This window comes from Hymenobacter sp. UV11 (assembly GCF_004684095.1).
Taxonomy (GTDB): Bacteria; Bacteroidota; Bacteroidia; order Cytophagales; family Hymenobacteraceae; genus Hymenobacter.
The window spans coordinates 82,346-104,963 of sequence record NZ_SRII01000005.1; the positions used below are offsets into that span (position 1 = coordinate 82,346).

Sequence of the window (22,618 nt, forward strand, 5' to 3'; positions counted from 1 at the left end):
TTTTTGCCTCGGTCCTACTTGTCTTAGCCTACCATGATTACTCAGCAAACCCTGCGCCGCCTGGCCGAGGCTAAAGTATTTGCCCGCGGCCAGGCGCTGTACGACGCCGGCGCGGTGCACAAGCTGGCCCGCGCGGCCCCTACCCGTTTCAGCGCCCGCGTGCAGGGCACCTACCGCTACAGCGTGCAGCTGTGGCTGGCCAGCGGCGCGGCCGAGTTTAGCTGCGACTGCGCCTACGACTGGGACGGCATCTGCAAGCACAGCGTGGCGCTGGGCCTGGCTGTGCTGGCTACCTACGGCAACAGCCTGGGCCAGCTGCCGGCCGAAACTGCCGCCCCTACCCCCTCCGCCAACGCCAACGCCGCCGACCTGCCCGCGCAGGTGGCCCGCGCCTGGGCCGCCCGCCCCGAGGCCGAGCGCCTGCGCTTTCTGGAACTGGCCCTGCGCAAGAGCGACGACCTGGCCCGGCAGTTTCTGGCCTTCGGCGAGCCGGCGGCGCCCGAAAAAAAGGCCAAGGCCCCCGACCCCACCAAGCACCTGGCCGAGCGCCTGCGCGACACCCTGGAAGCGCTGGAATTTGGCGACGAGTTTTTTGAGAGCAATCCGGACTACGGCTACGACGAGGGCGACGCGCTGGTGGAGGGCGCCTATGAGCTAGTGCGCGAAGAGCTGCACCCCTTCGCCGCCGAGCTGCTGGCTCTGGCGCGGGGCGGGCAGCTGAAGGAGGCGCTGCGCTACTGGGCCACGGCCTGCGGGGCCATTTTTCAGGTGGAAGAGCCGGCCAGCGACGACTACGGCGCCTTTGGCGACTACGGCCAGGAAGCGCTGGACCAGTGGCAGGAGGTGCTGGCCACCGAGGACTGGCCGCTGCTGCTGACCACCGCCGTGCTGCCCGCCCGCGAAGTGAAAAGCGCCATTACCTGGCTTACCAAGCACCTGGCCAACCCGCCAGCCCGCTGGCCCGACTTCGACGCTACCTGGCAGCCGCTGCTCGAAGCGCTGGCCGCCGACCCCACGGCCGCGCCGCTGTTTCCGGCGCTGCTGAACGCGGCTCAACTGGCGCCCGCCACCCTGGCCCACCTGCGCCGGCGCCTGGCCCGCACCCTGGCCGACGACGCGGCCTGGCTCGCCACCGCCGAAACCCTGGTGGCCGACGATGCCCAGGTGGCCCGGCAGCTGCTCAGCTACTACGCCAACCAGGGCGACCTGCCCGCTCGGCTGCGCACCGCTACCACCGCCTTCGCCACCTGGCCCGACCAGTTTGCCGGCTACGTGCTCAGCAGCTTCGCCGTGGACCAGGCCCCTACCCTCTACCCCGCCGCCCTGCGCTACCGCACCCTGGCCAACCACAGCCTCGACGACTTCGCCGCCCTGCACCCGCTGCTGAGCGAGGCCGAAACCACCGCCCTGGTGCGCGAAGCCGTGGCCGCCGCCGCCGCCCGGCGCGGCAGCGTGGCCTTTGCCGCCGAGCTGCTGGCCCGCACCGCCGATGTGGCCGGCCTGCGCACCTTCGTGCTGGGCCTGGAGTGGCTGCACGTGAGCCCGCCCTACCACTCCGAAATTGCCTTGATGTGCCTGGCCGCCGTAGACCCCACGCCCCTGATGCTGGAGCTGGAAACCCGCCTGCCCGCCTACCTCAACGGCCGCGCCGGGGCCAAGCGCGGGGCGTTCCTCTACGAGCGCATTGGCCGCTGGCTGGTGAGCATGCGCGGCACGGCGCCCCGCCTCACCGAGCCGGTGCTGCGCCTGGCCCAGGAGCTGCGCACGGAGTTTCCTACCCTGCACGGGCTGCGCGATGTGCTGCGCCGCGAGGGCCTGCTGGTGGCGGCGGAGCCGGACGTACCCGTAATCAAGAAGAAAAGCGGGCGCAATCCCAGTTAGATGCAGCCGTTTAGAGCGCGCCGGGCGGGTGCAAGGGCTGTAGCGCGAACTTTGTAGTTCGCGCTACTTACAGGCGGCACGAGTATTTGCTGAGGGTGGGATTATATTTTTTAACTTCTTATTAATGAAATACTTATTAACCCTGCTTTGGTGGGGGAGCCTGCTGCCAGCACAGGCGCAGCAACCGCAATTCACGGTGCACAACCTGCGGCTACCGAAGGAAGTAGCCTATTACGACAACCAGTTCTCCGGGCTCGCCGCCAGCGCCGACAAGCTCTACCTGCTGTCGGAGAGCCGGCTCCAGGACCAGGCCGAAGCCAAGCTCTATACCGTGCGCCTCGCCGACCTCGACCGCCAGCTAGCCGATACTACCTACGTGCTGCCCTACCAGAAGCTGCCCATCACGGGCCTGCCCGCGCTACGCACCAAAATGGCCGCCGCCGGGCAGCGCTATGAGGGCCTGGAGGCCATGCTGCTCGTGCAGGATGTGGTGTATTTGTCGGTCGAAACCGATACCCCCTCGTCCACCTGCTACCTGCTCAAGGGCCAGCTGCGCGCCGACGCCGTGGTGCTCGACACCACCTTTCTGCTACCCCTAGCCAAGCCCCTGGCAGCCGATGACAGCCACATCTACAACGCCGGCTTCGAGGCGCTAGCCGAGGCTAACGACCACCTGCTGGCCTTTTTCGAATACAACAGCTTTCCGGCCCGAAACTATACTTATTACTTGGATAACAAGAATTTATCTAGCGCCAGCGCGCCGGGCAAGCTGCCCATCACCCAGCTGCCTTTCCGCATCACCGACATCACGGCGGCCAGCAAAAACCGCTTTACGGCCCTGAATTTTTTCTTCAAGGGCGAGGGCGGGGATGCCATTTACCGCACGCCGGCCGGCGACTTGCCCAATGCGCAGCTCATCCGGGACGGGCAGGGCTACAAAAATTATTCCCGGCTGCTTACTATTGAGCTCAGCGATAACAAGTTGACCTGGCAGCCGCTGTGGGAATTTCCGGAGAAGTACCGGGGCTACAATTGGGAAGGCATTGCCGCCTACAAAGGCGGCTATTTCGTTATCAACGACAAGTACACGCCCAGCCGGCCCTACCAAACCACCCTGCTGTATTTGCAACCGGTGAAGTGAGCCGCCTGGCCACGCAGGCCGCGGTGGCTGCATCATCTTGTTACTTCGCGCCGTGGCTACCGTTTCTTCCTTTTCTGCGCTGCGCTCCTTTCGGGCGGCTTCTACTACTTATACCACCGTATTTACGCTGCGCTGGCTGCTGCTGGCGGCGCTGGTGGGCGCGCTGGCCGGCACCGCTTCGGCGGGCTTTCTGGTGAGCCTGGAATGGGTAACCAACTGGCGCACGGCCCACCCCTGGGCGCTGGCGCTGCTGCCGGCGGGCGGCCTGGTGGTGGGCCTGGCCTACCACTATTTCGGCGACCGGGTAGTGCGGGGCAACAACCTGATTCTGGACGAAATCCACGCGCCCAGCACGACGATTCCGCTGCGGCTGGTGCCGCTGGTGCTGGGCGGCACGCTGCTCACACACATATTTGGCGGCTCGGCGGGGCGCGAGGGCACGGCCGTGCAGATGGGCGCGGCCTTGGCCGACCAGCTGGCGCGCTGGCTGCCGCGCCGCGAGCGCCGGCTGCTGCTCATTGCGGGTATGAGCGCCGGTTTTGCCTCGGTATTCGGGACGCCGCTGGCGGGCGCAGTGTTTGGGCTGGAGGTGTTTTTGCTGGGCCAGGTGCGCTACGAGGCCATTTTGCCCAGCTTTTTGGCCGCCGTGGTAGCCGATGCTGTCACGCGGGCCTGGGGCGTGGGCCACACCGCCTACCCCACCCTGGCGGCGCTGCCGCTCACGGCCGGTGGGCTGGGCACCACGCTGCTGGCGGGGGCGCTGTTTGGGCTGGCGGCGCGGGCGTTTGCCACGCTCACGCACGCCATTTCGAAGGTTTTTGCTAAAACTATCGCCTACCCCCCGCTGCGGCCGGTGGTGGGCGGCGCGCTGGTGGTGGCGGCCATGTGGGGCCTGGGCACTATGCGCTACGCCGGGCTGGGTGTGCCAGTCATTGTGGAGGCGTTTCAGCACCAGCTGGGGGCGCAGGATTTTGCCCTCAAGCTGCTGCTGACGGCCCTCACGCTGGGCGCCAGCTTTAAGGGGGGCGAGGTGACGCCGCTGTTTTTCATCGGGGCTGCGCTGGGCTCGGCGCTGGCGGGCGTGCTGCCGCTGCCGGTGGCGCTACTGGCGGGCATGGGCTTCGTGGGCGTGTTTGCGGGGGCAGCCAACACGCCGCTGGCCTGCCTGCTGATGGGGCTCGAATTGTTCGGGGTGCACGCGGGTATCTACCTGGGGCTGGCCTGCGTGGTGGCGTATTTGTTTTCGGGCCACGGCGGCATTTATGGCGCGCAGGTGGTGGGCCAGGCCAAGCACCCGCTGCTGGCCCGGCAGGCCGGGCAGCGGCTAGGCGAGCTGTAGGGCGCAGTAGCGCGAACTTTGTAGTTCGCGCTACTGCGCCGGTCCAAAGCTTGTCGTTCCGGGTCGCGGACTACAAAGTCCGCGCTACTGCCGCTGCTGCCGGAAAACACTTCGGCTAAAATATCAAATCATTAGCCGCGTCTGCTGGTTGAATGGCGGATTAAGAACTAATGATTGCTGAAAGATTACGCTTTATAGTACTGGTATTAGCCGCCTTTACGGCGCGGGCCCAAACGCTCAGCCCGACGCGCCCCGACTCGCTGCCCCACCCCACCAAGGACCTTGGCGACCTGGTGCGCCAGGTGTTTCCGCGGCGACACCCGCGCCCTACCCCCCCCGATTCGGCCCACGTGCGCCCGCCCAAAACGCACTCGCTGGTGCCGCTGCCGGCCGTGGCCTACACCCTGGAGGCCCGGTTTCTGGCCACCCTCACCACCAGCTACACCTTTCAGCGGCCCGAGGCCAACCTGTCGGCGCTCTCGGCCACGCTCACTTACACCCAGAATCAGCAGCTGATTCTGGCCTTTAATGGGCCGCTCTGGACCACCCACAACCGCAGCCTGTGGGTGGCCGACTACCGCCTGCTACACTACCCGCAGCAGACCTACGGCCTGGGCAGCAGCTCCAGTATGGAGGACGCGATGGGCATGAACTACAACTTCCTGCGCGTGCACCAGAGCTACTACCACCGCATCGGCCCCACGGGCAGCCTCTACGTGGGCGGCGGCTACTTCCTCGATTCGCGCTGGGACATCGAAACCGTAGATGGCAACGGCCGGCAGGTGTACGAGATTTCGGGCTACCGGCCGGGGGTAGCGGGGCGCTCCACGTCGTCGGGCCTGGTGGCGTCGGTCCTGCGCGACACCCGCGACAACCAACTGCGCCCCGCCGCCGGCGAAAGCTACCTGCTGCTCTCTTTGCGGGCCAATATGCAGGCCTTGGGCTCGGATGCCAGCTACCGCTTCGCGCAGTTCGACACCCGGCGCTACCTGCGCGCCGGGCGGCGTGGCAACGTACTGGCCTTCTGGCTCTACGGCGATTTTGCCCTGGGCCAGGCCGCGCCCTACCTCGACCTGCCTTCCACGGGCTGGGACACCTACAGCGTCACCGGCCGGGGCTACATCCAGGGGCGCTTCCGGGGCACCAGCCTCGTGTATGGCGAGGCCGAGTACCGCTTCAACCTCACGCCCTCGCGGGTGTTGGGGGGGGTAGTGTTTCTGAATGGCCAGTCGGCCCGTAACCCCGACACCGGCTACGGGCGCGTGGCGCCAGCCGCGGGCACCGGCATCCGGCTGTGTTTGAGCAAGAAATCGAGTACTTATCTGGCCGTGGATTATGCCTTCGGCATTCAGGGTTCGCAGGGCGTATTTTTCAACTTGGGCGACGTGTTTTAGCCAATTCAACAGAAACCTTTGTAAGCCAGCCTACATCGCCTATGAAACTCATCCACCAGTTACGCCAGCTATTTACCAACTCGCTACCACCTGTCCCAAAGCTCACGCTTCCACCGCCTACCCCCTCAACGATTCAAGACACCTTTGCGCAGGAAATCACTTCAGCCCTCCAAAATCACTACCCTAGCCTACTTATCCAAACTAGCTACAATCACTTACACATCAACTCATTAAACCTGGAGATTAACTGCCTGGTTGGCGAGCGGAACCAACACCCTCATGCAGTAATATTTGGGCTGGAAGTTCGCATTTTCAACGAACATTATTTTCCAGGCGGTATCGTCGATTGCTTAGCCGGAATTGGCGAAGATGATGCTACCGCCATTGCCAAAGGTGCGGTGAATCATGTAGACGGCGTTTTGCTCACTATCATCCAAGCGCTCTCCGCTAGCCATGCTGCCGAGCTTGACTTTGAAGACTCACAAACGGGCAAAAAATGGCACCCTATTTTAGGCCTCCTGCAAGTGCAGGGAGCATGACAAGCCCGAGTTGAGGAATTGCAGGCAGACTATTTTTTTCAAATATTTCAGCCACTTTTAAAGTCATTGGTAAAAGACCTGCCTTTTTATTGGCTAAAGATTTATGTAAGCCGAATGCCCAACGGGGATTTTGTGAGCGATTGTCTTTTGAATAACGAGCCGTGGCCCGCTGGCCTGGAAGTATTGCGCCAAGAATCAGCCAGTTGGGATATGACTGGCGCATTTGCGGGCCAGAAACAGTTTCTCCTACTTCGACGGTGTGCACCCGTTCCCCTCGTTTAGGAACGAACAAACATGAGCGTCAGCGTGGTCCGTTACTGCACCGCTACGCTCGCCTCCGGCTTGGCGGCCGTGGTGTGCACGGCGAGGCCGTCGGCGATGTCGTCGCTGGCTTTGGCGATAACCTGGTCGGTGGGCTGCAGGTCGGCGCCGGTCACTTCGATTTCGTTGCCGGCAACGGCGCCGGCCTGCACGGGCACGCGGTGGGTTTTGCCGGCGCGCACGGCCACTACGTAGCTGTCTTCCATGCTCACCACGAGGGCCGTTTTGGGCACGAAGAGCGACTTTTCGTCGCGGTGCACCGGCAGCTCCACGCTGGCGTACATGCCGGGCGCCAGCTTGAGGCCGGGGTTTTTGACCTCGATTTCAACCATCTCGCCGCGCACGGCCCGCTCCACGTTGTGCGACACGCGGTTGATTTTACCCGCGAACTGCTGGCCCGGAAACGCGTTGACCGTGAACGTAATGGGCGCATTCTCGTGCAGCTGGCCGGCGTAGGCCTCGGGCACCACCACCTGCAGGCGCAGCAGGTCCACTTCCTTGAGCTTGATAATAGGCTGGGCATCCTTTTCGGCGGGGCCCACGAGCGCGCCGGGGCTCAGCAGGCGCTCGGTCACGATGCCGTCGAAAGGCGCGGTGAGGGTGAGGTAGCTAGCCATCTGGCGCGAGCCGGTGGCCAGCTGGTACTTGCCGAGCAGCGCGATGCTGTCGGCCTGCACGTTGGCGTGGGCCAGGTCCAGCTCCTGCGGGGCCACGGCGCCGGCGGTGCGGGCCGTCTGCCGCAGGCGCTTGTAGGTTAGCTGGCTGATTTTCAGCTTGCCCCTGGCGGCCTGCACCTCGGCCTGGGCGCGGCTGAGGTCGGCGGCCATCTCGGGGGCTTCCATGCGGGCCAGCACCTGGCCCTTGCGCACGCGGTCGCCCACATCGGCCGAAATGCTTTTCACAAAGCCCGTCACCTTGGCGTAGAGCGCCACCTCGAAGTGGGGTAGCAGCTCGCCGGGCAGCCGCAACTCCTGGCGGCTGGTGTGCCGCGCCACCTGGGTGGTGGCGTAGGTGGGCTCGGTGGGGGTAGCGGCCTCGGTGGCCTGGGCCGAGTCGGCTTTAGCTTTATTAGATGAGCAGGCGGAGAGGCTGGCGGCGAAGGCGGCGAGGAGGAGGTAGCGGGTTGTCATTATGGAAGAAATTTTATATGCAAAAGATTAATCGTTCTGGCATTCGCCTCACCCCCTGACCCCCTCTCCGAAAAGGAGAGGGGACACCGGACGATTAAGTTAAAAGCGAAGATTTAGCAGGCAAGACTTAGCCATTTAACTGACGACTGGCTCCCCCTCTCCTTTTCGGAGAGGGGGCCGGGGGGTGAGGCGCTCGTTGAACGCGCCACCTACGCCACCTTCTTCAGCGTCACTTCCGGCGCGTCGTACACCAGGCTGTCGGTGTCATCGGGGTTCAGCGATACCGAATCGACGGACGACTTGCGCATCACCAGCGCGAAAACAAGGGGTAGGATGAGCAGCGCCGCGATGGCTGAGAAAAACAGGCCGCCGATAACGGCCCGGCCCAGCGGGGCCGACTGGTCGCCGGTTTCGCCCAGGCCCGAGGCCATTGGTAGCATGCCGGCAATCATGGCGATGGAGGTCATCAGGATGGGGCGCAGGCGCATGCCGCCGGCCGTGACGGCCGCCCGCGCCGAGTCGCGGTACTGCAGGCGCAGGGTTTCGGAGTTGGTAATCATCAGGATGGCGTTGGCTACCGACACGCCCACCGACATGATAATGCCCATGTAGGACTGCAGATTCAGGGTTGAGCCCGTGAGCCAGAGCAGGCCCAGCGAGCCGGCCAGCACCGCCGGAATGGTGGAAAGCACCACCACCGAAATGCGGAACGACTGAAAGTTGGCGGTGAGCACCAGGAAGATAACCACGATGGCCAGGCCCAGGCCGGTCTGGAGGCTGCTCAGGGTTTCGGTCAGCAGCTGGGCCTGGCCCTGTAGCTCCACGGTGGTGCCGGCGGGCGGCGCGCCCAGGCTGTCGAGGAGCTTTTGCACCTCGCGCGAGGCCGTGCCCAGGTCCTTGCCCGACACGTTGGCCGACACCGTGACCAGGCGGCGCGGGCCGCTGCGGTCGTACTCGCCGGCAATGGTTTCGCGCGTCACCGTGGCCACATCGCCCAGCGTGGGGCGCTGCTGGCCGCGCACCAGGGGTAGGGTTTCGAGGTCGGCAATGGAGGCCATGTCGTACTCCGGCAGCTGCACCTGCACCTGGTAGGCGTAGCCCGATTTCTTATCGAGCCATAAGTTCTTGGCCGTGAAGCGGCTGGATGACGTAGCCGCCACCAGCGACTTCGACACGTCTTCGGCAGTGAGGCCAAACTGGGCGGCCTTCTGGCGGTCGATGTTGATGTGGAGGGCCGGGTAGTCGAGCGGCTGCTTGATGCGCAGGTCGCGCAGGTAGGGCACGCTTTTCATCTTGGCCAACAGCTTGTCGGCGAAGGCTTTGCCGTCGCCCAGGCTCTTACCCCCTACCTGTACCTCAATGGGCGTGCTGGCGCCCTGGCTCATGATTTTCTCGGTCAGCTCAATAGGCTCGAAGCTCAGGCTTTCGCCCGGAATCGCCTTGGTCACGGCCGCCCGCAGCCGGTCCTTGAAGTCGTCCATATTCACCTTCAGGTCCTCATTCAGCGCCACTTGCAGGGTAGCTTCGTGCGGGCCGGCGTTGAAGACGTACAAATTGCTGGTGCCGTAGCTGCTGGGCGTGAGGCCCACGAAAGCGGAAGAAATCTCCACGTTCTGGTGGCCCACCAGCTTGTCGATAATGGCCAGCACCTGCCGCACGCGCTCCTCGGTGCGCTCGATGCGCAGGCCGGTGGGCCCCACCAGGCGCACCTGAAACTGGTGCACGTTGCTGTGGGGCAGCATGTCCTGGCCGATATTCACGAACAGCAACCCGGCCAGGCCGAAGGTCACGAGCAGGTAGCCGCCCACCACCCAGCCGCGGTACGGCATCAAGCGGCGCAAAATGGACTGGTAGGTGAGCTTCAGCTTGACGAAGCCCGAGATGCGCTCGCGCGGCTTTTTAAGGTGCTGCTGCTGCTGGCGGTGCTCAAACTGCAGGTGGCGGTCCACCTCCTGCAGCTCGCGCTGGTCCAGCACTTCGGCGGCGTGGTAGTGCTCGCCGCCGTGGTTTTTCATCCACCAGTTGGCGAGCACCGGCACCAGCGTGAGGGCCATCAAAAAGGCCACTATCATGGCGAAGCCGATGGCCAGCGACAGGGGTAGGAACATGGCCTTCGGAATGCCTGTCATCAGGAACGAGGGCGCGAACACGGCCAGGATACAAATCAGAATCAGGAATTCGGGAAAGGCCACTTCCAGGCAGCCGTCGAGGATAGCGCGGGCCTTAGTTTTGCCCATTTCGAGGTGCTGGTGAATGTTCTCAATCGTGACCGTAGCCTCGTCTACCAGAATACCGATAGCCAGCGCCAGACCGCTCAGCGTCATGATATTGATAGTGCTACCCGTCATATTAAGCAGCATGACCGAGGCCAGAATCGCCACCGGAATGGTGAGCACCACGATGAGCGACGAGCGCCAGTCGCGCAGAAACAGCAGCACCACCAGGCCTGTGAGGATGGCGCCAATCAGGCCCTCGCTCACCAGCCCGCTCACGGCGTTCGACACGTACACCGACTGGTCGAACTCGTAGCTCAGGCGCACGTCGGGGGGTAGGAGGCTCTGCATTTCGGGCAGCTTGGCCTTCAGCGCTTTTACCACCGACATAGTCGAGGCATCGCCGGCCTTGGTGACGGGAATGTACACCGCCCGCTTGCCGTTCACGAGGGCGTAGCCTACGGTTTGGTCGGCGGCGTCGCTCACCGTGGCCAGGTCGTTTACGAGCACCGTGGGGCCGGCCCCGAGGCGCAGCGGAATCTGGCCGAAATCAGCCACCTTATCTACCGTCGAGTTGTTGGGGGCCAGGTAGGCAATGTCGCCCGAGCGCACCACGCCGGCCGGCGAAATCTGGTTTTCCTTCACAATGGCCTGCACAATCTGGTCGGGCGTGAAGCCGTAGCTCTGCATTTTGGCCGGGTCCACTTTGATGACCACCGTGCGCTCGTTGCCCCCAAACGGCGGCGGCGACGACGCGCCCGGAATCTGGGCCAGCAGCGGCCGAATCTTGGTAGAAGCTAAATCCTGAATCTCGCTCAACGAGCGCGAGGCGCTGCTAAACACAAGCTGGCCCACCGGCAGCGTGGAGGCGTCGAAGCGCACCACCACCGGCGGCTGCGACCCCGGCGGCAGGTACGACTGCACCCGCGTGACCTGGTTGGCTACCTCGCCGGCCGCCTGGGCCATGTTGGTATCTTCGTAGAAAGAACACTTCACCAGGGTCAGCCCCTGCACGTTCTTCACCTCTACGTTCTTAATGCCAGACACATACAGCATCTGATTCTGGTAGCGCGTGGCCATGAAGCCCTCCATCTGCGAGGGCAGCATGCCGCCGTAGCTCTGCGCGATGTAGATGGTGGGCGCGTTGAGCTTGGGGAAGATATCGACCGGAATGCTCAGCACGGCCATCAGCGAGAATACCAGCAGCCCGAGCACGGCCACCACCAGCGTAACGGGCCGGGTAAGGGCCGCGGCGATTAGTTTATTCATATCGTTCTATCGTGCGCCTCACCCCCCGGCCCCCTCTCCGAAAAGGAGAGGGGGAGCCAAGACGGCTTTTGCGATATAGTTAGTAGCTTCTTATTCTAAAAAACTTTTGTTAGGCTCCCCCTCTCCTTTTTGGAGAGGGGGCCGGGGGGTGAGGCGCACCGTTTAACGATGCTCCTACCCCCCTACTTTGCTCATAAACACCGCGATATCGCCCGTAGCAGCTGCTTTTTTCAATAAGCCCTGCCAGGTGCCGGCCACGGCCACGGCGTGGTCTATTTCGGCGCGGTTAAGGATGGTCACGGCCTGGGTCAGCTCCACGGCGTTGGCGAGGCCGGCCTGATAGCGGGCCAGGCTTTGGCCGTAGGAGGCGCGGGCGGCGGCGAGCTGCTGGTCGGCTGCGGCCACGTTTTCGGTGGCGTAGGCGATGGTGAGGTCGGCTACCTCGTTTTCACGCTCCAGGCCCAGGCGCTGCTCCTCCAGGTCAAATTGCAGACTATGGCTCAGGAAGTTGGCCTGCTGCGCGCGGTTGTGCGCCCGAAAGCTATCGGTGAGATTCCAGTAGGTAATGGGGCCCACCATGAAGTCGTAGGCCCGGAATTTCACGCCGTCCCACAGGCCCTTGTGGTAAATGAGGCCACCGTCGGCCGCCTTGGCATTATCGATGCCCGAGCCCCGGCTGAAGCCGGCCGCAAACAGCCGGATACCCGGCAGCCACGAGAGCCGGGCCAGGCGCACGGCATCCTGGCTACGGCGCACCTCGGCCAGCGCCTGGCGCAAAAGGGGGTGCGCGTCGAGCACGCCGCCGGCATTGGGCGTGCCGGCGGGGGTAGGGAGTTGGTGGTAGAAGCCCGCCGAATCGACGTCGATGCCGGCGGCGGGTAGGCCCGTGAGCTCGGCCAGGCGCAGGCGCTGAGTCTGGGCCTGCTGCTGCGCCTGGGTCAGCAGCAGCTTGGCGCGGGCCACCTCGGCATCGGCCAACGACGAATCGACGCCCGGCCGCAGGCCCGACGACGCCCGCGCCGCCGTGACGCGCCGAAACACCTCGGCCCGGCGCACGTTGGCGGCCTGGCGCTGGGCAATCTCCTCATTCACCAGCACGAGCAGGTAGGCATCGGCCGCCTGCACCTGCTGCTGAAATACTTCGTTGTCGAGCGCCGCCTGGCGGGTAGCCAGCTCATCCTGGGCTACTTGCACGCCCGCCTTCACCCGACCAAAATTGAAAAACGACCAGTCGGTGTACAGCGTGGAGCCGCTGGTCCAGGTCATATCGGACGTGTTGGTGTTCGGCTTAATCGAGCCCACCACCGGGATGGCCGAGCCCTCATTAGGGTAAAACGTGCCCTGCACCTGGTTGCTGGTCGAGTACAGCGCCTGGGCCTGAAACACAGTTTTGGGCAGATAGTCGTCGCGGCGCTCCTTCACGGCGTAGCGGGCGGCGTCCAGCTCCGCCTGCCGCCCCTTGATGCTGGGGTAGTGCGCGGCCGTGAGGGCCAGCACCCGCGCCAGGGGCAGCGGCGGCCCGGCCGCGGGCTGGGCCCGTAGCGCCAGCGGCACGCTTAGGGTAAGAAGGAAGGTTAGAAGCAGTTTCATAGAATTCAGTAATTCTTTTTTTCGTCCAGGACTCACCTACAGTCGTTTTCACCCTTGCAAAGCAGTTAAAAAATCGGGTAGCCGGCCGGCAGCGGCGGCCTGGTTGAGCAGGCTTTGCCAGCCCTGGTAGCGGGCTTGCTGGCCGCGCAGCTCGGCGGTTTGCAGCACGTCGAGGGCCTGGTTGAGGTCGGCGGCGTTGGCGAGGCCGTTGTCGTAGCGGGCCAGCAGGGCGGCGTAGGCGGCGCGGGCGGCTACCGTTTGGGTAGCAGCTTGCTGCTGAAGATGTTGGCTGGTGCGGGCGTCGAGGTCAGCAGTAGCGAAGGCGCGGCGCAGGGCCAGGGTAGTAGTCTGGGCGTCGTAGCGGCGAGCGCTGGCTATGAGGCGGGTTTCCTGCTCGGCGTGGTGCAGGTGCCAGGCCTCGGTGAAGTCCCAGGTCAGCACTACCCCCACCAAGCCGTTGAACACGCGCGGCTGCAGGCCAGCCCAGATATTGGTAGTGTACGTCAGGTCATTATACTCGCCCTGCCCGATGCCCGAGCCGCGCGTCCAGAGGGCCGCGATGCCGCGCAGGCTGGGCCAGCGGGCGCGGTGCAGCACCTCGGCCCCGGCCAGGGTCAGGTCGAGGTCGGCCTGGCGCAGGCGGGCGGCGGGGTGGGCGGCCAGCAGCAGGCTGTCGGCCACGGGCGCGCCGGGCAGCTGGCCCGGCGCGGCGCGCGCAAAGGCCACGGTATCCACCACAAACTCGCTGGCGGGCAGCCCTACCCGCTCGGCCAGGCGCAGGCGCTCGGTTTGGGCGCGCAGCTGGGCCTGCTGGGCACGCAGGTGCACGCGGGCATAGTCGGCATTGACCAGGGACGAGTCGGCGCCCGGCCGCAGGCCGCTGCGGGTGCGCGCCAGCACCACCTGGCGCAGGGCCGCCAGGCGGCGCGCCTGCCCGGCCCACACGCGGGCCTCGGCGGCAGCATCGAGCACGGCCACGTAGGCGCTGGCGGTTTCGACCTGCTGCCGGAAAATAGTATTATCGACCACCGCCTGCTGGCGGTTTTGGGCGCTGTGGGCCACGCCTACGGCGGCGCGGGTTTTGCCAAAGGTGGCGATGGGCCCGTCGGCCAGCAGCGTACCGAAGCTCGACCACGTGAGCGGGCTGCCATTGGCCTGCTGCTGGTTGGCGCCGTTGGGCCGGTAGCCGCCCTCGATGGCCGGCACCGAGCCGCCATTGGGGAAAAACGCGCCCCGAATCTGGTTGCTGGTGGCGTAAAAGGCTTGGGCCTGGGCAATAACCTTGGGCACCGCCGTGAGCCTGGCCTCGGCCGTGCGAAACGTGATGCCCTGCAGCTGCGCCTGCTGGGCCTTGATAACCGGGTCGCTCGCCTGGTTGAGGGCCAGCGCCTCGGGTAGGGTCAGCACCCGCGCCGGCGCGGTCGGGCCCGTAGCAGTGGCCCACGCCACCGCCGGCGTTGCCAGCAACCCGAAGAAACGCAGAAAAGGGGCCATACCAGTGGATTATTCGCCAGGGAATGACCCAAAGGTGCGGCAGAGGTATTAGTGTGGGATTGGAAGGAAATTAGAAGTTTCTAATGGAAGAGTTGTTAAAAAATAAATTGCGCACAATTAAACATTATACAACCGAATCCCGTTTACTACCCGAACACCATGGCAAACTCCCCTACCCCCCCTGCGCCGGACGACCTGCTGAAGCTGGGCAACCAGCTTTGCTTTCCCTTCTATGCCGTGTCGCGGCAGCTCACCAAGGCCTACCAGCCCTACTTGCAAGCACTGGGCCTCACCTATCCGCAGTACCTGGTGCTGCTGCTGCTCTGGGAGCACGAGCGGCTGACAGTGAAGGAGTTGGGCGAGCGGCTACTGCTCGACTCGGGCACGCTCACGCCGCTGCTCAAGCGCATGGAGCAGCAGCAGTGGCTGAGCCGCCGCCGCGACCCGCGCGACGAGCGCTCGGTCGTTATCAGCCTGCTGCCGGGGGGTAGGGCGCTCGAAGCGCAGGCCTGCCACATTCCGGCCCAGATGCTGGCCAAGGTGGGCCTCACGCTCACCGAGCTGGATGCCCTGCGCACGCAGCTTACGCATATTCTTACCCGCCTGACTTAAACAGGCTTTTTTAATAACCCGATGAAAATCAACAAAGTATTTACCGCGCAGGCCAAGGCCGTGGGTGGCCGCGACGGCCACATCAGCTCCGACAACAACGTGCTCGACCTCACCCTGAGCACGCCCAAGGAGATGGGCGGCCCCGGCAAAGCCGGCGCTACCAACCCCGAGCAGCTGTTTGCCGCCGCCTACGCTTCCTGCTTTGAGGGCGCCCTGGGCGTAGCCGCTCGCCAGGCCCAGGTGAAGCTGGGCACGGTTACCATTGAGGCCTTCATCGGCTTCGGCCAGGCCGAAGATGGTGGCTACGGCATCTCGGCCGACCTGCACATCAACCTCCCCGGCTTCGAGCAGGCGCAGGCCGAGAAGCTGGTCGAAGCCGCTCACGGCATCTGCCCCTACTCGCGCGCCACGCGGGGCAACATTGAGGTAAGCCTCACTACCACGACCAACGCCTAAAGCCAGGCTACCGGCTTCGGCAACGTAAACGCTCAGGCTGGGCCTGGGCGTTTTTATTTCCCTGCTTCCGCAGCAATAATCTATTAACTAGCTACTTATGACTACCAACACCATCTTGCTGGCCAGCCGCCCCCAGGGCGTACCCACGGCTGCGCAGTTCCAATTCGAAACCCGCGAGGTACCGGCACCCGGCGCCGGGCAGGTGCTCCTCAAAACGCGGTACGTTTCGGTAGACCCCTACATGCGGGGCCGCATGAGCGCGGCGAAGTCGTACGTGGCGCCCTTCGAGGTGGGCCAGCCCATTGCGGGCGGCGTGGTGGCAGAGGTGGTGGCCAGCCACAGCGAGGCGCTGCCGGTGGGCAGTGTGGTAGTCGGCAACCTGCCCTGGCAGGAGTTTAGCGTGGCCGATGCCCAGACCCTGAACCGCGTGCCGGCCGATAGGGCGCCGGCCAGCTACTTCCTGGGTTTGCTGGGTATGCCCGGCCTCACGGCTTACTTCGGGCTGCTCGACATCTGCCAGCCTAAGGCCGGCGAAACGGTGGTAGTGTCGGGTGCGGCCGGCGCGGTAGGCCTCATCGTGGGCCAGCTAGCCAAAATTCAGGGCTGCCGCGTGGTGGGCACCGCTGGCTCCGATGAGAAGGTGGCGTACTTGAAGGAGCTGGGCTTTGATGAGGCCATCAACTATAAGACTACGCCCGACATCGCCCAGGCGCTGGCCGCCGCCGCGCCCAACGGTGTGGACTGCTACTTCGACAACGTGGGCGGCGCCATCACCGATGCCGTGTATGACCTGCTGAACAAGCACGCCCGCATCGCGCTCTGCGGTCAGATTTCGACCTACAACGCCACCGAAACGCCCATGGGCCCGCGCCCTGAAGGCAAGCTCCTCAAAACCAGCACCAAGCTGCAAGGATTCATCGTGAGCGACTACCTCAGCCGCTGGCCCGAGGGCGTGCAGCAGCTCACCGAGTGGTACGCCGCCGGCAAACTGAAAGGCGAGGAAACCATCACCGAAGGCTTCGACCAGATTCCGGCCGCTTTCCTGGGCCTGTTTTCGGGCGATAACACGGGCAAGGCGGTGGTGAAAGTAGCCTAGCGTTCCTGGTTCTTTCAGGTTCCTGGTTCCTAGTTTCTAGTTTTTAAGTTAGAAGCATAGCGCTATTCGGAACCAGGAGCCAGGAACCCCTAAAAAAAACCAATAGTATTATGTCCCCTACCCCCTCCGCTATCATTGCCGTTGCCGCCGAGTGGCGCGTGCAGCCCGGCCAGGAAGAAACCGTGCGCCAACTGATGCTGCAAGCCGCCGCGGCCGTGCGTCAGCACGAGCCCGGCAACCTGCTCTACATCGGCCACCAAGACCCGGCCGACGCTACGCACTTCCTCTTCTACGAGCAGTACGCCGACCAGCAAGCCCTCGAAGCACACCGCGACTCGGCTCACTACCAAGACATTGTGGTGAAGCAGATAGTGCCGCTGCTCACGGACCGCACCATCACCTTTTATCAGCTGATGAGCTAGGCCAGCCAACGCCCAACAGCTGTTTCCGGGCCCGCTTTCGCGGCAGCTCGTCCTTTTTACCCCATTTCGCAGAATCATGAAAATTGCCCTCATTTTGACTTCGCACGACCAGCTCGGCAATACAGGTCACAAAACCGGTTTCTGGCTGGAAGAATTTGCCGCGCCCTACTACGTATTTAAGGATGCCGGCGCTACCCTCACGCTGGCCTCGCCGCTGGGTGGCCAACCGCCGCTCGACCCCAAAAGCGACGAGCCCGGCGCCCAGACCGACGCCACCAAGCGCTTCAAGCAAGACCCGGAGGCCCAGCAGGCGCTGGCTCACACCGTGAAGCTCGACACGATTAAGTCCGAGGATTTCGACGCCGTTTTCTACCCCGGCGGCCACGGCCCGCTCTGGGATTTGGCCGAGGACAAGCACTCCATCGCCCTTATCGAAACAGCCTACGCTGCCGGCAAGCCGGTAGCCGTGGTGTGCCACGCCCCCGGCGTGCTGCGCCACGTGAAGGCCGCCAACGGCGAGCCGCTGGTGAAAGGCAAGCCCGTCACAGGCTTCACCAACACCGAGGAAGAGGCGGTGCAGCTCACCAACGTAGTGCCTTTCCTGGTGGAGGACATGCTGAAGGAGAACGGTGGCACCTACTCGAAAGGCGCCGACTGGCAGCCCTACGTGGTGACGACCGGCAACCTCATCACGGGCCAAAACCCCGCCTCGTCGGAGCCCGCCGCCGAAGAAATGCTTAAGCAGCTCAAAAAGTAAGCGGCTAGCATTTTGATTAAAAAGCCGCCCCGGCTGCCTCCTGGTGAGGGCAGTCGGGGCGGCTTTTTGCGCAAGTAGCGCGAACTTTCCACTTTGTGTGCGAGCGCCAGCGAGCAGGCGGAACCACACGGCGCGAACAACCCTGCTCGCTGCGCTCGCGCACGAAGTGGAAAGTTCGCGCTACTCCTCAGTCGGCGGCTGCTTTTTGGGTTTTTGGTTTTCCTGCTCGTGGTCGCGGTCGTTATCGGGCTGGGCGACGGCGTGGGCGCTGGGCTCATGGTTTAACGACTCGCGGATGAAACCCTGCTTGAGGTGTTCGTAGAGCGAGTGCGGGTCGACGAGCGCCGCGATGGCCTGGGCCAGCAGCGCCCCCAGCAGCAGCTGAAAGATGGCCGAGTGGCGGTCCGTCATCTCCAAAACCAGGATGGCGGCTGTGAAGGGCGAGCGCACCACGCCGGTGAGGAAGCCCACCATACTCACCAGTATCAGCAGGTTGCGGTCCATGACGGGTACGCCGGCCAGGCGGGCCAGGCCATCGCCGAGCAGCGCGCCCGCGCTCAGCGAGGTGGCAAACACGCCCCCGGCCCCGCCGCCGCTGTAGCTGAGCACCATGCCAATGAAGCGCGCCGGAAAGAGGTAGCCGGGCGTTACGCCGCTGTTTTGAAACAGCAGGCGGTTGATAATCGGCTTGCCCGTCCCTACCCCCTCAATGCCGACGAAGTACGCCAAAGTAGCCAGCGCGAAGCCGCAGCCCATGACCCAGCCCACCTGCGCCCGCAGGGTCACGAACCGCTTGCGGTACTGGCCAATGGCCAGCAGCGCCTTGGCAAACAGCGCCCCGGCCAGGCCGCATACCAGCGCGCAGGCCATGGCCAGCACCTGATACCAGCCGCCCGGCGAGGTCACCTTCGGAAAACCCAAATAGAGATAGGGGCCCAGAAACTGCTGGGCCGTGAGCCCGGCAATGATAACGGCCGCAAACACGGCCATGCGAAAGCGCGACAAGTGAATCTGGGTCAGCTCCTCCACCACGAACACGATGCCGCCGAGCGGGGTGTTGAAGGCGGCGGCCAGGCCGGCCGCGCCGCCCGTGACCAGGGCAATCTGGCGAGAAAGCTGGGGCCAACCCGCTGGCTGCAAGCGGTTGATAGCCCGAAAGATAGCCGCCGATACCTGAATGGTGGGCCCCTCGCGACCGATGACGCCGCCGCCCAACAGCAGTACCACGCTGCTCAGCACCTTTACGGCAGCCACGCGCAGGCTCAGCAGGTACTCGGTGTGGCGATGCTGGCTGGGGTTGGAGAGGTCGATGCCGGCCATCACCTGCGGAATGCCGCTACCCCGCGCCGCCGGCGCCAGGTAGTACACCAGCGCCCAAGACACCAGAAACGCCACCGGCGTGAACCCAAACGCCTGCAACGGCATCCGGCTCAGCCAGGTAAAGCTGACCTGCTCGGCCCAGCCAAACACCTTTTCGTAGCCCACGGCCATCACGCCGGTTAGCAGCGAGGCAATCCAGAACGGGAAGCTTTGCAGAATGAGCCGCCGCACCCGCGCCGTATACAGCGGCCGAATGAGGAAGTGGTCGAGCCAGGCCAGCGCCTGCTCGTATCGGGTGGTAAGTTTGGAATCGGACATACAAAAGCACGCTAGGGGCGCGGCGCCAGCCACCGCACTACCAGGCAGTAGCCGGCAAAAGCCCGCTGCCCACACCAGCCCGCGTCGCGGCCGGCTTTTTACCTACTAAACGCCGGGTAGGGAGCGCCGTCGGCAGCGGGCCGCCTCTAAAGGCAACCGCGCATCGGCTACGAAGGTAGGCCCCTACCCCAGGGTTTTGGATGAAGACCAGCTGGACAAATTCCCAGCCAATGAGTTTATTCAGTGACAACCAGACCATTCGCCCCAGGTTTACCGGGGCGCTAAAACCGCCGCCCGCCGCTCACAGCCACAGCCGAAACTCGGTGCCCTCGCCTACCCCCGACTGCACGGCCACGCCGCCGCCGTGCAGCTCGGCCACGCGCTGCACCAGGCTCAGGCCTACGCCGTTGCCCGGCACGTGGCCCCGCACGGCCTCGGCCCGGTACAAGGGCTCAAAAATGTGGGGTAGGGCCTCGGGCGCAATGCCCCGGCCCGCGTCGCGCACGCTGTACTCGCAGCCCCGCGGCCCGGTGGTGAGGCTGGCGTGCACGGCCGAGCCCGCGGGCGAGTATTTACAGGCATTATCGAGGAGGTTGACCAAGGCCAGGGTCAGCAGCTCGGCGTGGGCGCGGGCCTGGCAGTCTTCTACCGCCTCGGGCAGGTGCAGCTCGATAGGCGTGCCGGGGTAGCGGCGCTGCACGGCCTGCACGGCGTCGAGCAGGGGCTCGATGAGCAGCACGGGCGCCAGGGGCAGGTCGGAGGCGGGCTTTTCCTGGCTGAGCTCGGCCAGCAGCAGCAGGTCGTTGGTGAGGGAGATGAGGCGGCGCACCTCTTCGGTGGCCGAGGTGAGGGTAGCGCGCAGCTCCTGGGGCCGCTCGTCGTAGGCGCGCGAAATGTCGAGCGTGCCCAGTAGGTTGGCCAGCGGCGTGCGCAGCTCGTGCGAGGCGTGGTGCACGAAGCTGCGGTTTTGGGCCACCGTATCGGCCAGGCGGGCCAGCAGGGCGTTGAACTGGGCGGCCAGCCGGGCCAGCTCGTCGCGGCCGTTGCCGGTGCTGAGGCGCTGGCTCAGCGTGCGCGACGACAGCCCCTGAATCTGGCGGCTCAGCTGCTGCACCGGCTCCAGGGCGCGCCCGGCAAAGAGGTTGGCCAGCAATACTACCAGCACCATACCAAGCAAATCGGTTACCAGCAGGTTGTTGCGCAGGCGCGCCAGATTTTCCTGCCTGAACTGGTCTTCCGCCGTCACAACTATCACGAAGCGCTCGGGCCCCTCGCGGGCGTAGATGGCCACGCCCTGGGCCGCCCCGTGGCTGAAAAACACCCGGCCCGCCGTGCGCACCTGCACCAGAAAGCGCGAGGTAATGATGAGGCCGGGGTTAGCGCGGCTGGTGTAGGCCAGCTCATTGGCCTCGTTGTAAATGGCCTCGTACTGGTTTTGCTGGGTCAGCAGCAGGATGGCATCGGTGGGCTCTAGGCGGTCGTGCTTGCGCACGTATACCTGCGCCGTAGCCTCGGCCTTGCGCAGCAGGCGCTGCTCAAAAATGCTGCGCTGGGTATTGCGCTCAAAAAAATACACCCCGCACGACACGGCCACCACCAGCGCCAGCATCAGGCCGGCAAAGAAGAGCGTGAGGCGGGTACGGATGGTCATGCTTAAGGGGATAGTGGGGTACGAAAGCACGTCATGCTGAGCTTGCCGAAGCATCTCTACCACGTGAGTAATCTCAACATTCGGAATTAGTGGCGCGATAGAGATGCTTCGGCAAGCTCAGCATGACGTGCTTTCGTACCTCAGTACCCACTCCCTCACTTTTCCTTCAACACATAGCCCATGCCCACCACCGTGTGTATCAGCTTGGGTGAGAAATCCTTGTCAATCTTGCGCCGCAAGTAATTGATATACACGTCAATAATATTGGTATTGGTATCGAAGTTCAGGTCCCATACTTTTTCCGCAATATCGACCCTGGACACCACCTGGCCCTGGTTGAGCAGCAGGTATTCGAGCAGCGCATACTCGCGGGCAGTGAGGGTGATGGCCTGGCCGGCGCGCGCCACTTTTTTGGTGGCCAGGTGCAGCGTGAGGTCGGCCACGCGCAGCACGCGGCCGGGGCCGGCGTCGTGGTAGCGCCGGTACAGGGCGCGCACCCGCAGCAGCAGCTCCTGAAACTCGAAGGGCTTAACGAGGTAGTCGTCGGCCCCGGCGTCGTAGCCCTCCGTTTTGTGGGCGATGCTGCCCAGGGCTGTGAGCAGCAGAATGGCAAGTTGAGGCCGCTCGGCGCGCAGGCGGCGGCTCACCTCGAAGCCGTTGAGCTGGGGTAGGTTCACGTCGAGAATTACCAGGTCGTAATCGCCGTTCAGCCCCATGCTCAGGCCCAGCTGGCCATCGAAGGCCGCCTCGACCCAGTAGCCTTCGCCCTCCAGGCCCTTGCGCACGAAGGAGCTAAGCTTGGGCTCGTCTTCAACCAGTAATATTTTCATAAGGGGGTAGGGCGCGGGGCCAGCCCCGCGCCCTACAAAACTACACGCCGTGGCCCTGCACCAGCCGCGCCACGTAAAAGGCGGCGGCGGCGGCCGCTGCGCCAGTGGCGGCCATCTTCAGGGCGCCGGCTACCGGGGCCTGGCCCGTCATGCGGCTTTTGAAGTAGCCAAATACCAGCAGGCATAGCAGCGTGATAACGCCCGACCACAGCAGGCCCTCGTGCGGCGTGGCCGTGAGGAAGTAGGCGCTGAGCGGAATGAGGCCGCCCACGGCGTAGGCTCCGGCAATGGTGAAGGCGCTCTTGAAGGCCTGCTTGGGGTCGGGCTCTTCGAGGCCCAGCTCGTACTTCATCATGAACCTGACCCACTGCTCGGGGTCCTTCACCAGCTCGCTGGTGGCCTGGGTAGCGGTGGTTTCGGAGAGGCCCATTTCTACGAACAGCTCCTGCACTTCCTGGCGCTCGGTGTCGGGCACGGTGCGCACCTCCTCGTGCTCGCGGGTGAGCTCGGCGGCGTAGTGGTCGACCTCGGTGCGGCCGGCCAGGTAGCCGCCCAGGCCCATGGCTATGGAGCCAGCCACGATTTCGGCCAGGCCCGCCGTGATAACAAGGCCCGACGACTGCACCGCGCCGCTGAGGCCCGCGGCCAGCGCAAACGGCACCGTGAGGCCGTCGGACAAGCCAATAACAATATCTTGCAGCATGGCCGAGCTGGTGAGGTGGTTTTCGGCCGGGGCAGTGGCAATGGGGTTCATTATAGGGTAATTAGGAGTTATATCTGTCATTGCGAGCGCAGCGCGGCAATCGCACCGGAACGAGTCGTTCGGGTATCGTGCTGGGGCGATT

At 64.4% G+C, this 22,618-nt stretch carries 17 protein-coding genes and 1 pseudogene; 10 read left to right on the plus strand and 8 right to left on the minus strand.

Features of this window, described 5'->3' with window-relative positions; translation table 11 throughout:
- Positions 1-33 precede the first annotated feature (33 nt).
- The 5 genes and pseudogenes from E4631_RS10095 (at position 34) to E4631_RS26510 (ending at position 6,576) form a co-directional block, all read left to right on the plus strand.
- Positions 34-1,881, plus strand: coding sequence for an SWIM zinc finger domain-containing protein (locus tag E4631_RS10095; RefSeq protein ID WP_133655531.1), 1,848 nt, complete (start codon positions 34-36; stop codon positions 1,879-1,881).
- A gap of 124 nt (positions 1,882-2,005) precedes the next feature.
- Positions 2,006-3,022: a hypothetical protein gene (locus E4631_RS10100; protein WP_133655530.1), complete on the plus strand. Its 1,017-nt coding sequence runs from the start codon at positions 2,006-2,008 to the stop codon at positions 3,020-3,022.
- 52 nt (positions 3,023-3,074) lie between these two features.
- Positions 3,075-4,361, plus strand: coding sequence for a chloride channel protein (locus E4631_RS10105; RefSeq protein WP_240734817.1), 1,287 nt, complete (start codon positions 3,075-3,077; stop codon positions 4,359-4,361).
- 170 nt (positions 4,362-4,531) lie between these two features.
- Positions 4,532-5,755: a hypothetical protein gene (locus E4631_RS10110; RefSeq protein WP_133655529.1), complete on the plus strand. Its 1,224-nt coding sequence runs from the start codon at positions 4,532-4,534 to the stop codon at positions 5,753-5,755.
- 41 nt (positions 5,756-5,796) lie between these two features.
- Positions 5,797-6,576 (plus strand): annotated as a pseudogene (locus tag E4631_RS26510) (DUF6348 family protein).
- A gap of 32 nt (positions 6,577-6,608) precedes the next feature.
- On the opposite strand, the gene E4631_RS10125 reads toward E4631_RS26510, so the two are convergent.
- From E4631_RS10125 to E4631_RS10140, 4 genes are all read right to left on the minus strand, one after another.
- Complete coding sequence (locus E4631_RS10125; protein WP_133655526.1) at positions 6,609-7,745, minus strand: efflux RND transporter periplasmic adaptor subunit; 1,137 nt, start codon at positions 7,743-7,745, stop codon at positions 6,609-6,611.
- A gap of 209 nt (positions 7,746-7,954) precedes the next feature.
- On the minus strand, positions 7,955-11,227 hold the full coding sequence (locus tag E4631_RS10130; protein ID WP_133655525.1) for an efflux RND transporter permease subunit: 3,273 nt from the start codon (positions 11,225-11,227) through the stop codon (positions 7,955-7,957).
- Positions 11,228-11,401: 174 nt separating this feature from the next.
- Positions 11,402-12,817, minus strand: a complete 1,416-nt coding sequence (locus E4631_RS10135; protein WP_133655524.1) for a TolC family protein — start codon at positions 12,815-12,817, stop codon at positions 11,402-11,404.
- A gap of 48 nt (positions 12,818-12,865) precedes the next feature.
- Positions 12,866-14,311: a TolC family protein gene (locus E4631_RS10140; protein WP_133655523.1), complete on the minus strand. Its 1,446-nt coding sequence runs from the start codon at positions 14,309-14,311 to the stop codon at positions 12,866-12,868.
- Between the two features lie 159 nt (positions 14,312-14,470).
- On the opposite strand from E4631_RS10140, the gene E4631_RS10145 reads away from it, so the two are divergent.
- From E4631_RS10145 to E4631_RS10165, 5 genes are all read left to right on the plus strand, one after another.
- Positions 14,471-14,923, plus strand: coding sequence for a MarR family winged helix-turn-helix transcriptional regulator (locus E4631_RS10145; RefSeq protein ID WP_133655522.1), 453 nt, complete (start codon positions 14,471-14,473; stop codon positions 14,921-14,923).
- Between the two features lie 21 nt (positions 14,924-14,944).
- Positions 14,945-15,379, plus strand: a complete 435-nt coding sequence (locus tag E4631_RS10150) for an organic hydroperoxide resistance protein (protein WP_133655521.1) — start codon at positions 14,945-14,947, stop codon at positions 15,377-15,379.
- 97 nt (positions 15,380-15,476) lie between these two features.
- Positions 15,477-16,475, plus strand: a complete 999-nt coding sequence (locus tag E4631_RS10155) for an NADP-dependent oxidoreductase (RefSeq protein ID WP_133655520.1) — start codon at positions 15,477-15,479, stop codon at positions 16,473-16,475.
- 110 nt (positions 16,476-16,585) lie between these two features.
- A complete protein-coding gene (locus tag E4631_RS10160) occupies positions 16,586-16,897 on the plus strand; it encodes a putative quinol monooxygenase (RefSeq protein ID WP_133655519.1) in 312 nt (103 codons plus the stop codon).
- Between the two features lie 76 nt (positions 16,898-16,973).
- Positions 16,974-17,654, plus strand: a complete 681-nt coding sequence (locus E4631_RS10165; RefSeq protein ID WP_133655518.1) for a type 1 glutamine amidotransferase domain-containing protein — start codon at positions 16,974-16,976, stop codon at positions 17,652-17,654.
- Between the two features lie 180 nt (positions 17,655-17,834).
- Here E4631_RS10165 and E4631_RS10170 read toward each other — a convergent pair whose 3' ends face one another.
- The 4 genes from E4631_RS10170 to E4631_RS10185 all read right to left on the minus strand — a co-directional run bounded on the left by E4631_RS10170 (position 17,835) and on the right by E4631_RS10185 (position 22,527).
- Entirely contained in the window at positions 17,835-19,292 is a 1,458-nt protein-coding gene (locus E4631_RS10170) for a chloride channel protein (protein ID WP_133655517.1), read from the minus strand.
- 301 nt (positions 19,293-19,593) lie between these two features.
- Complete coding sequence (locus tag E4631_RS10175; protein WP_133655516.1) at positions 19,594-20,943, minus strand: cell wall metabolism sensor histidine kinase WalK; 1,350 nt, start codon at positions 20,941-20,943, stop codon at positions 19,594-19,596.
- Positions 20,944-21,098: 155 nt separating this feature from the next.
- Entirely contained in the window at positions 21,099-21,773 is a 675-nt protein-coding gene (locus E4631_RS10180) for a winged helix-turn-helix domain-containing protein (protein ID WP_133655515.1), read from the minus strand.
- A 40-nt stretch (positions 21,774-21,813) separates the two neighbouring features.
- A complete protein-coding gene (locus tag E4631_RS10185; RefSeq protein WP_174805424.1) occupies positions 21,814-22,527 on the minus strand; it encodes a VIT1/CCC1 transporter family protein in 714 nt (237 codons plus the stop codon).
- Positions 22,528-22,618 lie beyond the last annotated feature (91 nt).